This window comes from Pseudomonas sp. NBRC 111139 (assembly GCF_001753955.1).
Lineage (GTDB): Bacteria > Pseudomonadota > Gammaproteobacteria > Pseudomonadales > Pseudomonadaceae > Aquipseudomonas > Aquipseudomonas alloputida.
This window is the reverse complement of record NZ_BCBP01000015.1, coordinates 47,180-59,871: the sequence shown is the minus strand read 5'-3', so window position 1 is coordinate 59,871 and position 12,692 is coordinate 47,180. Positions and strand designations below refer to the sequence as shown.

The window sequence follows — 12,692 nt, the reverse complement described above, 5'->3', positions numbered from 1 at the left end:
CCCCGGGAAGATGCGTTAAGAATACGTCAGGTCCGGTCACCCTGCCAGCGCAGTGACATCAAGTCCTTTTGGCAACTGACATTTTTGCCAGTAGCCACGTCACAGGGTGGTAGGCGAAGCTGGCGAAGATGGCCAAAAGCCCGCCAGGGGGGGCTGCGCATGATCTTCGAGGAGCGTTTCAACCAAGTGGAGCGGCAGCTTCTGTTACACAGGCAGACACTTCGCACAGCCTCAGGCCTGAGCTTCCACGCCAGCAGCACGTCCTGGATCGGCTTTCACGAAGCCTTCAAGGGCGAGGACGGTACCGAGCTGGTCATTGGTGAACACAGCGAAATTTCGATTGCGTTCGCTCAAGAGGTCGAGTCCCTGCGGCTGGAATACTACGTAGTCAGCGACTTTCTGAGCGAAGACCTGCACATGTTGTTCGATGCCGAGAACATCGACTATGACCTGGTTGCGCCATCCCCTCGCATTTTTTACTGGCTCACCCTCGAAGGTAGCGGCTTCCGGGACGCTCGCCCGGGCCCGATCGCTACACACCCCTACTACCAGGTGATTGACGGCCCCTTTCGGCGCCTGACCATCTCCACCTCGCACGCCGGCACCGTGCATATCCGCAAGCTGGAATGGACCGGCACCCACCGCCATTGAACGGCAGCGGTTGTCCTGCCCTGCGGCATTGCTTAGGCTTACGCGGTCGAACCACGCCGCAAAGCCAGGAGAAGTGCCCATGGGCCTCAATGATCAGTGGATGCAACGCGACCTCAAGGTCCTGTGGCACCCCTGTACCCAGATGAAAGACCACGAGCAGCTGCCGCTGATCCCGATCAAGCGCGGCGAAGGCGTGTGGCTGGAAGACTTCGAGGGCAAACGCTATCTGGATGCGGTGAGCAGTTGGTGGGTCAACGTCTTCGGCCATGCCAACCCGCGCATCAACCAACGCATCAAGGACCAGGTCGACCAGCTCGAGCACGTGATCCTGGCCGGTTTCAGTCATCAGCCAGTGATCGAGCTGTCCGAGCGCCTGGTCGCCATGACCCCGGCCGGTCTCGACCGGGTGTTCTATGCCGACAATGGCTCGTCGTGCATCGAGGTGGCGCTGAAGATGAGCTTCCACTACTGGCAGAACATCGGCAAACCGGACAAGAAGCGCTTCGTCACCCTGACCAACAGCTATCACGGCGAAACCATTGCCGCCATGTCGGTGGGTGATGTGCCGCTGTTCACCGAAACCTACAAGGCGCTGCTGCTCGACACCCTCAAGGTGCCAAGCCCTGACTGCTACCTGCGCCCCGAGGGCATGAGCTGGGAAGAGCACTCGCGCAACATGTTCCAGGCCATGGAGCAGACCCTGGCCGAACACCACGCCTCGATCAGCGCCGTGATCGTCGAGCCGCTGATACAGGGTGCCGGTGGCATGCGCATGTACCACCCGGTGTACCTCAAGTTGTTGCGCGAGGCCTGCGACCGCTACGACGTGCATCTGATCCATGACGAGATCGCCGTGGGCTTCGGCCGCACCGGCACGATGTTCGCCTGCGAGCAAGCCGGCATCCGCCCGGATTTCCTGTGCCTGTCCAAGGCCCTGACCGGCGGCTACCTGCCGCTGGCCGCCTGCCTGACCACCGACAAGGTGTACCAGGCGTTCTACGACGACTACCCCACACTGCGCGCGTTCCTGCACTCGCACAGCTACACCGGCAACCCGCTGGCGTGCGCTGCAGCGCTGGCGACCCTGGATATCTTCGAGCAGGACAACGTGATCGAGGCCAACAAGGCCCTGGCCACGCGCATGGCCACAGCCACTGCACATTTGGCCGATCATGCTCATGTTGCCGAAATACGCCAGACTGGCATGGCCCTGGCCATCGAAATGGTTCAAGACAAGGCAGGCAAGGTGGCCTACCCCTGGCAGGAGCGCCGTGGCCTGAAGGTGTTCGAGCACGCCCTGACCCGCGGCGCCCTGCTGCGACCGCTGGGCAGCGTGGTGTACTTCCTGCCGCCGTACGTGATCACCCCCGAGCAGATCGACTTCCTTGCCGAAGTGGCCAGCGAAGGCATCGATATCGCCACCCGCGACGGCGTCAGTGTCGCAGTGCCGGCCAACTTCCACCCCGACTTCCGCGACCCGGGCTAGGCCCGGCAATTCGCCATACCACTTTTCCTGTGGGAGCGGGCGAGCCCGCGAACAAGGGCGAAGCCCTTGCCAGGCACCGCGGCGCCTGATTCGCGGGCACGCCCGCTCCCACAGGGGATCTGCGTCTCTCTATTTACCGAGCAAACCCATGAGACTGTCCCGCTTCTTCATCGACGCCCCCCTGAGCCTTGGCGAGCACGACCTGCCCGAGGCCCAGGCCCATTACATTGGCCGCGTGCTGCGCATGGCCCCCGGCGACGCCGTGCAGCTGTTCGATGGCAGCGGCCAGGAATACCGTGGTCAGTTGCTCGAGGTGGGCAAGAAAACTGTCCGCGTCAGCCTTGACCAGGCCTTTGCCGGCCAGGCCGATTCACCGCTGCATGTGCACCTGGGCCAGGGCCTCTCCCGTGGCGAGCGCATGGACTGGGCGATCCAGAAGGCAACCGAACTTGGCGCCAACGAAATCACCCCGATCGTCAGCGAACGCTGCGAAGTGCGCCTGAAAGACGAACGCGCCGACAAGCGCCTGGCCCACTGGCGCCAAGTGGCGATCAGCGCCTGTGAACAATGCGGGCGTTCTACCTTGCCAGTCATTCACCCACCCGTGCCCCTGGCGGAATGGTTGAGCAGCACCAAGGCTGACCTGAAGCTGGTCCTGCACCCGGTGGCCGAGCCGCTCACCAGCCATGAAAAGCCCGCAACACTGGCCTTCGTGATCGGCCCCGAAGGCGGCCTTAGCGAGGCCGAAGTCGAGCAGGCCAAAGCCGCCGGCTTCCACGCAGCACGCCTTGGCCCGCGCGTGCTGCGCACCGAGACCGCGCCGGTGGTGGCGCTGTCGGTGGCACAGCAGTTGTGGGGCGATTTTTAACTAGCGCACGTAGAACGACACCGCCACGAAGTGCATCAGGCTGCCAGCGATCACGAACAGGTGCCAGATGCCATGCCAATGGCGGAAACGGCTGTCGAAGGCGAAGAAAATGATGCCGACGGTGTAGAACACGCCGCCGGCAGCCAGCCAAGCGAAGCCGGCAGTGCCCAGCGAGTTCAGCAGTGGTTTGACTGCAACCAGCACGATCCAGCCCATCACTGCGTAGATGATGATCGACAGGATACGCGCCTCGGAGCGCGGCTTGATCTCTTGCAACATGCCGATGATCGCCAGCCCCCAGACCACGCCGAACAGGCTCCATCCCCAAGGGCCGCGCAGGCTGACCAGGCAAAACGGCGTGTAGCTGCCGGCAATCAGCAGATAGATCGACAGGTGGTCGAGCTTGCGCATGATCACTTTCGCCCGCCCACGGGTGCTGTGGTACAGGGTTGAGATGCTGTACAGCAACAGCAGCGTGCCGCCGTAGATGGAGAAGCTGACGATCTTCCACGGGTCGCCTTGCAGGCCCGCGACCACGATCAGCCAGATGGCACCAATAGCAGCGAGGACGGCACCGACCAGGTGGGTCCAGGCGTTGAAGCGTTCACCGTAATACATGCAAACACAGACCTCCTGAGGTGGGCTGGGTTCCTGTTGTGATGTTGATGACCCCTTCGCGGGTAAACCCGCTCCTACAACTGAGCGCGCAGCCATTGTAGGAGCGGGTTTACCCGCGAAGAGGCCCTGCGCCTCACATCCTAACCAAGGTCAGGTTGCAGATCCGCGTCACGCACCAGCCTTTCCAAGGCGACCAGGTCCGGTACCCGCGCCACCTGCTCACCCACCTGCACCGCCGCCAGCTCCAACCTGCCCAGCGCCACATCCACGTAGTTCAGCTGGCTGTCGAGCTTGCACGAGCGCGGAATGTCCTGCAGCAACAGCGCCAGGTACCGCAAGCCGGTATCGCCCAAAGCATTGAGCACCACCACGCGAGCCCGCTCCCCGCACGGCGTCTCACCACCGCACGCGGCCTCGAAACCGATCAACGGCAGGCGTTGCTGACGCCAGTCAATCCACCCCAGGTGCCAGGCGGGGTCGCCATGCTGGCACACCAGGTTACGCTGCCCGCTCAACTCGGCCACCGCCACGTTGGGCAACACCAGCGTGCGGTCACCCAACGGTAGCAACAGCCCGGTCAGGCTGCTGCGCTGGCCGGAAATCAGTTCAAGCATGGGCCTGGCTCCAATGGGCGATGCTCTGCAACAGCAGCGACTCCTGGTACGGCTTGCCCAGGTATTCGTTGACGCCGATGGCCATGGCGCGGTCCCGGTGCTTCTGCCCGGTACGCGAGGTGATCATGATGATCGGCAAGTCTTTCAACCGTGCGTCACGGCGGATGCGTGTGGCCACCTCGAAGCCGTCCATGCGCGGCATTTCGATGTCCAGCAACAACACGTCGGGCCGGTGCTCTTCCAGCAGGGCCATGGCATCGACGCCATCCTTGGCCGTGAGCACGCTCATGCCGTGGCGCTCCAGCAGGCGGCTGGTAACCTTGCGTACGGTTACCGAATCGTCCACCACCATCACCAGCAAGGCACGGCGCGGTGCCGGGCCAAGCAACTGGCGTTGGCTACCGCCTCCGGGCAGGCGGGCCAGCCGTCGCTGCTGGCCGCGCAGCTGGCCCAGCAGGTCAAGAATCAGTACCACCCGGCCATCGCCCAGCAGTGTCGCCCCCGATAACCCGGCAACCGCGGCAAACTGCGGCCCCAGGCTTTTCACCACGATCTCACGGCTGGGCGACAGGTTGTCGGCCTGGATGGCGAACGACTGCTCCTTGGAATGCACCAGCAGCACCGGCAACGGCACACTTTGCCCCAGCAGCGCCGGGCGCGGCAGGCCTTGCAGCAACTCGCCCAGGTAGCGCAGCTCGTATTCGTGGCCGGCATAGACATAGCGCGGCGAGTCCAGCTGGTAGCACGCCGCAAGCTCGGCAGGTGGGACGCGGACGATGCCCTCGATGGTATTGAGCGGAATGGCGTATTGCTCTTCGCCCAGGTGCACCATCAGCGCACGGTTGATCGACACGGTGAACGGCAGGCGGATCAGGAAACGCGCCCCCTTGCCCGGCGCCGACTCGATACTCATCGAGCCACCCAGTTGCTTGACCTCCTCGTGCACCACATCCATGCCCAGCCCGCGCCCGGAAATCTGGGTAATCTTTTCGGCGGTGGAAAAGCCTGGCCGCAGGATGAACTGCAGGATTTCGTGGTCACTCAACTGCGCCTGCGGGTCCAATAGGCCGCGCTTGATGGCCTTGCGCCGCACCGCTTCCAGTGGCACGCCAGCACCATCATCCGTCATTTCGATGACGATATCGGCGCCCTCATGCAGCAAATTCAGGTGAATGGTGCCCTGCTCCGGCTTGCCGGCGGCCAGGCGCATTGCGCGGCTTTCCAGGCCGTGGTCAACGGCGTTGCGCAGCATATGCTCCAGCGGCGCCACCATACGTTCCAGCACGCTGCGGTCCAGTTCGCCCTCGGCATTGCCAACCACCAGTTCCACCTGCTTGCCCAGCTCGCTGGCCACCTGCCGCACCACGCGCTGCAAGCGCGGCACCAGGCGCTCGAACGGCACCATCAGGGTGGCAGTCAGGCCCTCCTGCAACTGGCTGTTCACCCGCGCCTGCTGTTGCAGCAGGCTGTAGGCCTCCTGAGCACGCTGAGCCAGGGTTTCCTTCAGGTCCAGCAGGTCCGAGGCAGACTCGAAGAGGGCCCGTGACAGCTGCTGCAGCTGGGAGTGGCGGTCCATTTCCAGCGGGTCAAAGTCGTCATAGGCATCGCCTTCGAACTGCTGCCGGCTGGAGATTCGCCCCTGGGTCTCGACATCCAGACGCAGCAACTGATCACGCATGCGCTCGAGTGTGGTTTCCATCTCGTTGAGGGCGAACTGCGCGTCGTTGACCTGCTGCTCGATGCGCCCCCGGATGATCGAGTGCTCGCCGGCCAGGTTACCCAGGTCGTCGAGCAGCTCGGCGTCGACCTTGACCATGTCACCCGGTGCCCGCTCTGGTGCTGCTGCCGGAACTTCGGCGGTTGCAGCTTCTGGCGGCCCCTGGCCTGCGGCAGTGTCTGTCAGTGCGGCGCTGCTGAAGTTGCGAATGTAGTCGATCAGCGCCGTGGCGGCATGCAGCGGCTGCCCCAGGCGCACAGCGTCAAGCATATGCGCCAGCCGGTCGTGGCAGTTCTGCAGCAGTGCGAACAGTGGCGCGCTTGGCGGCAATCTACCCGCAGCCAACAGCTCGTAGAGGAACTCCAGTTCGTGGGCCAGATCGCCGATCGGGGTGATTTCGACCATGCGCGCCACGCCTTTGAGGGTGTGCAGGTCGCGCATCAGGTTGTCCACCTCGACGCTGCTGCGCGGGTCGGCCTGCCAGCGCGCCAGCGCCGCCGCGGCGCTCTCGACGATGTCCGAGCTTTCTTCCAGGAACACTTCCAGCAGCTCTTCGCCGGGGCTTTCCGGCGCCTCGGCAAGCGGCTCTGCCACCTGCGGCTGCAACGGCGGGTGCGGCAGCCCCAAGGTATCGGCCAGGTCCATGTCCGGGTGCAGCGGTGTGACCGTATCGATGCCCACCAGGCCGGTGGCATCCGGCGCCAGGGCCTGGTCCAGCAGGTTGCGCAGGCTGTCGACCAGCTCCGGGCGCGGTGGAATATCCTGCCCGGCCGCCACTTCGTCCAGCATGTCCAGCAAGGCCTCATGGGCCCGCTGCGCCTGGCTGAAGAAGCGGGAATCGGCAGGCAGGCTGCCCTCCTCCACCGCGCCATACAGGTCCAGCAACGCCTCGCACACCTCATCCATCTGCCACAGGTCGGCCAGGTGCGCGGCGTGCCCCAAGGTGGTCATCTGGTCGAGCAGGTTATCCAGTGCGTCACGCTGGGCGGGCTGTTGCTGCCAGCGCGACAACAACGTCTCTGCATCGAGCAGAATGTCCATGGCCTGCGCCAGGAAGCTGGCGACCAACTGCGGATCACGCTTGCTGCGGCCGGCAGGGTGCGAGTCTTCATGCAGACTGGCCAGGCGGCCGTCCACGGCCTGGCCCACCTGCTCGATCAGTTCCGCGGCGCCGGGAATGGCGGCCAGCGGTGTGCTATCGAGTTGCGCCAAGCCCAGATGGAACAACGACCGCGCAGCTTCCAGCCACTCCATCTCGGCCATTTGCAGTGGCAGTTGATGACCCTTGTATTCACGGGCCAGGCGGTCGAAGGCGGTGGCCAGTTCGGCGACAGGCATCACACCGGCCATGGCGGCACTGCCTTTGAGCGTGTGCAAGGCACGCTGCAAGTCATCACTGACCGGCGTGTCGTGGCCGCCGGCGCTTTGCAGATAAACCTCAAGGCTGGCCAGATGGCCCTGCGCCTCGGTACGAAAAATGCCCAGCAACTGCGGATCGAGGCCATCGACACCGGCAGCCGCCGGGGCATCGTTTTCGGCCAGGCTGTGCAGGTGCCCGGCCAATTGCTCGATTTCAGTCAGTTGCGGCAACTGGCCGGCGGCAAAGTCGGCCAGCAAGTCAGGCAGGTGAACGAACACCTGCTGCAGCGCTACAACCCCTTCCGGGGTGAGCACGCTGCGGCCCTCGAGCACCCGGTTCAGCAGGTGTTCGGCGCCCCAGGCCAGTTCAGCCACCGCCTCGGCATGCACCATGCGGCCACTGCCTTTGAGTGTATGCAGCGCGCGACGCACTTCGCCCAGCGCCTCGCGCTGCTGGTTGTCGACACGCCAGCGTAGCCAGTGGCGCTCGATTTCCGGCAGCAGCTCGCCCGCTTCATCAAGGAACACCTCGCGAAGCTCGTCATCGATGCCGTCGCCACTGCCGTCCAGGTCTGCGCTGGCCCCAACTACCGCGCACTGCACACCCAGCGCCGCCAAGCTGGCCCGCGCCATCTCGATAAAGGGTTGGCCATCGGCCAGCGGGTCGGCCGCCCGCCATTGCAGGTAGCATTCGGCAGCGCTCAGCGCCTCAGCCAAGTGCGTCAGCTCATCAACCGGCGGCTCTTCCTCCAGGTGCTGCAACCAACGCTGCACATAGCTTGCGCAGCCGACAAACAGCTCGGCCACGGCGGGCAGCATCAACATGGCCAGTGCCCCGCGGATCTGCTGCAACAGCCCCGGCAAGGGTTGCAGGCGTTGCCGGGGCCAGTCGGACTCCAGGTAATCGCCGATCAGATCCTTGGCCTGCTGCAACACGTTCAGCGCTTCATGCAGCACCAGCTGGCGTATCTCCGCCAGGTCCGAGCCTGGCAGGCTGCCTTGGCCGCTTTCCTCCAAAGGGCCGACCATGCCGTTCAGGGAGGCCTCCACGTACAGCAGGGCCCCCGCCACGTCCATCAACACCGCGTCGTCCACCGCCCGCTCGCCCTGAGCCAATGCCTGCAACGCCAACACCTGGTCGATGATCACCCGCCGCGGTTGCTGAAAGCCCAGTACCGCCAGGGTATCAGCCACGTGGCGCAACGGTGCCAGCAGCGCATCGAGCTGCTCGCTGTGCTGACGGTCGCCGCGGCCGTACTGGTCCAGGCGCTCCTTGATGCGCATCAAGTCGTCGCACAGTGCAGTCACCACCGAACGCAGCGCATCGCGCCCTGACCCGGCCTGCAGCTGGTCACGCCAGTTGCCCAGCGACAGGTCGAGGTTGGCAAGGTCATCGTCACCCGCAAAGCGTTGGGCGGCACCGGTCATCAGGCTGGCCTGGGCCAGCGGTTCCTCCCCACGGCAGGCACGCAGCTGGTTGAGCAACGGCAGCATGACCAGTGGCAGGTCGTGGCGGGCACCGCGCAACCGCTCCAGGTACGAGGGCAACTGCTCCAGGCCGCGGAACAATGCGCCCAGGCAATCACCCCGGGGGCTGACCTGGCCGTCGGCCAATGCCTTGGCGAACAGCTCCAGCTCCTCGGCCAGGCGCGTGGCGCCGCGCAGTTCGAGCATGCGCAGGCAGCCGTGCACCTGGTGCAGGTTATCGACCACAAAAGCCATCATCGACAGGTCACCCGTCTCGCCGGCAAAGCGCTCCAGCGCCTGCCGTGCCTGGCCCAGGCAATCGAGGATGGCGGCCTTGGTCCAGGCCAGCGCCACTGTTTCGTGACGCTCGGGGCTTACTGCAGAAGCCATGGTCACTATTCCTTAACGCGGCTCGGTCGGTGGTGGCAGGGTGAAACCGGACACCGAACGGCGCATCTCGCTGGCCATGCGGGCCAAGTGGCGGATGCTGTCGGCGGTGGCACCGGAGCCGGCAGAGGTTTGCGCGGTAATCTGCTGGATCACCGCCATGGTGTGGGAGATCTGCCCGGCCGACGAGGTCTGCAACTGGGCAGCGTCGGAGATGCTGTGGATAAGGTCGGCGAGGTTCTGCGATACCCCTTCGATCTCAGCCAGCGCCACCCCGGCATCCTGGGCCAGGCGTGCACCACGCACCACTTCGGCGGTGGTCTGCTCCATGGAGATCACCGCTTCGTTGGTATCGGCCTGGATGGTACGCACCAGCGCCTCGATCTGGCGGGTGGCAGACGATGAGCGCTCAGCCAGGCGCTGCACCTCGTCGGCAACCACGGCAAATCCGCGGCCGGCCTCACCGGCCAGCGAGGCCTGGATAGCGGCGTTCAGGGCAAGAATGTTGGTCTGGTCGGCAATGTCGTCGATCAGGCTGACGATGTCGCCGATTTCCTGGGAGGACTCGCCCAGACGCTTGATCCGCTTGGCGGTGTCCTGGATCTGCTCGCGAATGTTGTCCATGCCGTTGATGGTGTTGTGCACCACCTCGTTGCCCTTGTTGGCGATAGCCACCGAACGCTCGGCCACCTTGGCCGATTCGTAAGCATGCGCCGAAACCCGATCGATCGACTCGACCATGTCGCCCACCGCCTCGGACGCCTCGCTGATCTGTGCAGCCTGGTGCTCGGAGGCCTTGGCCAGCTGCCGCGCAGTGTTCTGCGTGTCCTGCACGGCGGCAGCGACCTGCATTGCACTGTGGTTGATGGTGGCGACCAGGTCGCGCAACTGGTCCACGGAATAGTTGATCGAGTCGGCAATGGCGCCGGTAAAATCTTCAGTCACCGATACGGTCACCGTCAGGTCGCCATCTGCCAGCTCTTCGATTTCGTCGAGCAGGCGCATGATGGCCTGCTGGTTGCGTTCGTTCTTTTCTGCGGTCTCGCGCAGTTGGCGGTTGGTGGTGCGCACCATGACCAGGCCGATGAGGATGATCGAGGCCAGCGCCAGCAGCCCCAGGGCATAGCCGCCAACGGTGTCGAGGGTGCGCCCGCCAGCCAGGTTCTCGAAACCGTTCGCCAGGTGCGACGCTTCGTCGAGCAGGGTTTGCGAAAGGCTGAAGATGTTGCCCGCAGCCTCCCGCACACGGAACAGTTCGGGCGAGGTTTCGAGGATTTCATCCACCGAACCGGCAACGAACTGGAACAACTCGGCGATTTCGGCCAGCCGCGCACGCGCGTCGGCGTCCTCGACGCGGGTTATCTGGATTGTCGCATTGCCATTGAGCATGCCCTCCAGCACCTGGCCAAAGCGCCCGGCGTCACGGCCGAAGGCATCGGCCGCCTGGGCGGCGCTGTCGTCACCGGCCAGCACGGTGTTGACCGAGCCAAGGATACGTTCGGCCAGCAACAGCTGGCGCTGGGCCACCGCAACCTGATTGGCCGGGGCACCGCTCTGCAGCAGTATCTCGACCACTTTTTCGTATTCCACCTGCAACTGCGGCACGGTCTCGGCCAGGGTCGCTGCCACCTGGTGCAGCGACAGCACGGTCTGCTCGCTGGCCAGGATGATGTCGGTGTTCTTGCGCAGGTTTTCCCAGTCGCGGCGTACCGATTCCATCTCGTCACGCACCGAAGGTGGCGCAGGCGGCAGGCCAGTGGACTTGTCACCCTGGCGCAGGTAGCCCCAGCGTCGTTCGAAATCATTGCGTGCATCCGACAGCAGCTTGAAAGCCAGGGCCTTGCCGGTGGCCGCCTCGGTGGCGTTCTTGGCGATACGCTGCGACAGCACGCGCAGCTCGCCGGCATGGCCGATGTACTGCTTGTCGTAGTTGGATTGGGTATTCAGGTAAGCAAAGTTGGCGAACAGCAAGATGATCGAAAGGATCAGGATCAGGAACAGCACGGTGATCTGCGCGATGCTGCGGGTACGTGGGCTCACGGTGGTGGCAGTGACGGGGGTGGCAGGCTTGTTCACGTTCGCAGGTCCTATAACGCCACATCGAGAAAGCCTGGCGCCTGGGCCAAGGCAAAGGGGCTGAAGATCGCCCAGTTACGTTCACGCGGAAAATACCCCTGCACAAAGCGCGCAGCGGCAAGGATCAGAGGCTGCGGCGGCGACAGCTGCAGGCTGTCGAGGGCAAAGTGCTGAAGGCCCAGCACCTCGTCGACCAGCAAGCCGACGAACAGGTCGTCGTGATCCAGCACCAGCACTCGCCGCTGCTTGCCCGGTGCCGCGTGGCCCAGGCCGAAGAAGCAGCTCAGGTCCATCACCGGCAACAGCCGGCCACGCAGGTTGGCCACCCCGCACACCCACGGCTGCACGCCGGGGACGCGGCTACTGCGCGGTTCGCGCAGCACCTCGGCCACTTCGCCCATGGGCGCGACGAACCACTGCCCGGCAATGCGAAAGCCAATGCCGCTCCACTGCTGCACGCGGTTGTCCTGCGGCGGCTGGTCGGCGACCAGCAGGCGGCAGCGCCGGTCGATGTCCAGCAATAACTCAAAGGCGGTCAGCGACGCGCCTTGCGGGCGGGTGGTCAAGCCCCCAGCACTTCTTTGAGCTTGGCGATCAGCGCCTCCTCTTCCACCGGTTTGGTCAGGAAGTCACGGGCACCCTGGCGCGTGGCCCAGATACGGTCGGTTTCCTGGTCCTTGGTGGTTACCACGATCACTGGAATAGCGCTGGTGTCCGGGTCCTTGCTGAGCTGGCGGGTGGCCTGGAAGCCGTTCATGCCAGGCATGACAATGTCCATCAGCACCGCGTCGGGCTTGTCCTGCCGGGCCAGGGCCACGCCGTCGGCACCGTTGCTGGCCTTGAGCACCTGGTAGCCGTGCTTTTCCAGCCATTCGGTCAATCTGTACATCTCTGTCGGCGAGTCGTCGACAATCAGAACTCGGGCCATGCTGTTTCCCCATCAGGAAAGTAGGACCGCGCCATGGCGGGGCTCGGTCAGGGTGCGTGTTGTTGAGGTGTGGCGAACCCGGGCACATGGGCGCGGATCGCATCGAGCAGTTCTTCCTTGCTGAACGGTTTGGTCAGGAACTGATCGGAACCGACCACCCGGCCGCGGGCCTTGTCGAACAGCCCATCGCGGGACGACAGTAGGATAACCGGGGTGTCCTTGAAGGCACTGTTGTGCTTGATTACCGCGCAGGTCTGGTAGCCATCTAGGCGTGGCATCAGCACATCGACAAAAATGATGCTGGGCTGATGGTCGACGATCTTGGCCAGGGCATCGAAGCCATCGCTGGCGGTGATTACCTCGCAGCCCGCTTCACCGAGCAACATCTGCGCGGTGCGGCGGATCGTGCGGGAATCGTCGATCACCATCACCTTCAGGGGTTGTTCCATAGACGCCTACCAATAGGATTGAAGCCGCAAGTTGCAAGCGGCAAGCGGCAAGAAAGCAGCTCGGCGCATGGA

General features: G+C 64.3%; 10 protein-coding genes. 3 read left to right on the top strand and 7 right to left on the bottom strand.

Going from position 1 to position 12,692, the window contains the following annotated elements; all coding sequences use genetic code 11:
• Positions 1–159: 159 nt before the first annotated feature.
• From BJQ17_RS01250 to BJQ17_RS01240, 3 genes are all read left to right on the top strand, one after another.
• Positions 160–651 carry a hypothetical protein gene (locus tag BJQ17_RS01250; protein WP_003249344.1) on the top strand — a complete coding sequence of 164 codons (492 nt, stop codon included), beginning with the start codon at positions 160–162 and terminating at the stop codon, positions 649–651.
• Between the two features lie 79 nt (positions 652–730).
• The gene (locus tag BJQ17_RS01245) at positions 731–2,137 is read left to right on the top strand and encodes an adenosylmethionine--8-amino-7-oxononanoate transaminase (RefSeq protein WP_054888604.1); all 1,407 of its coding nucleotides are present in this window, start codon (positions 731–733) and stop codon (positions 2,135–2,137) included.
• A 148-nt stretch (positions 2,138–2,285) separates the two neighbouring features.
• Positions 2,286–3,005, top strand: a complete 720-nt coding sequence (locus BJQ17_RS01240) for a 16S rRNA (uracil(1498)-N(3))-methyltransferase (RefSeq protein ID WP_012053909.1) — start codon at positions 2,286–2,288, stop codon at positions 3,003–3,005.
• Here the strand turns inward: BJQ17_RS01240 and BJQ17_RS01235 are convergent, their stop codons facing one another.
• From BJQ17_RS01235 to BJQ17_RS01205, 7 genes are all read right to left on the bottom strand, one after another.
• The gene (locus BJQ17_RS01235; RefSeq protein WP_003249338.1) at positions 3,006–3,623 is read right to left on the bottom strand and encodes a hemolysin III family protein; all 618 of its coding nucleotides are present in this window, start codon (positions 3,621–3,623) and stop codon (positions 3,006–3,008) included.
• A gap of 140 nt (positions 3,624–3,763) precedes the next feature.
• The gene (locus tag BJQ17_RS01230; RefSeq protein ID WP_003249336.1) at positions 3,764–4,237 is read right to left on the bottom strand and encodes a chemotaxis protein CheW; all 474 of its coding nucleotides are present in this window, start codon (positions 4,235–4,237) and stop codon (positions 3,764–3,766) included.
• Positions 4,230–9,170, bottom strand: a complete 4,941-nt coding sequence (locus BJQ17_RS01225) for an Hpt domain-containing protein (RefSeq protein ID WP_070095390.1) — start codon at positions 9,168–9,170, stop codon at positions 4,230–4,232. The genes BJQ17_RS01230 and BJQ17_RS01225 overlap by 8 nt, the downstream gene beginning before the upstream one ends.
• A 12-nt stretch (positions 9,171–9,182) precedes the next feature.
• Complete coding sequence (locus BJQ17_RS01220) at positions 9,183–11,207, bottom strand: methyl-accepting chemotaxis protein (RefSeq protein ID WP_223817433.1); 2,025 nt, start codon at positions 11,205–11,207, stop codon at positions 9,183–9,185.
• A gap of 47 nt (positions 11,208–11,254) precedes the next feature.
• Complete coding sequence (locus BJQ17_RS01215; protein WP_003249330.1) at positions 11,255–11,809, bottom strand: chemotaxis protein CheW; 555 nt, start codon at positions 11,807–11,809, stop codon at positions 11,255–11,257.
• Entirely contained in the window at positions 11,806–12,171 is a 366-nt protein-coding gene (pilH, locus tag BJQ17_RS01210) for a twitching motility response regulator PilH (RefSeq protein WP_003249327.1), read from the bottom strand. The genes BJQ17_RS01215 and pilH overlap by 4 nt, the downstream gene beginning before the upstream one ends.
• A 47-nt stretch (positions 12,172–12,218) precedes the next feature.
• A complete protein-coding gene (locus tag BJQ17_RS01205; protein WP_003249324.1) occupies positions 12,219–12,620 on the bottom strand; it encodes a PleD family two-component system response regulator in 402 nt (133 codons plus the stop codon).
• Between the last annotated feature and the right edge of the window lie 72 nt (positions 12,621–12,692).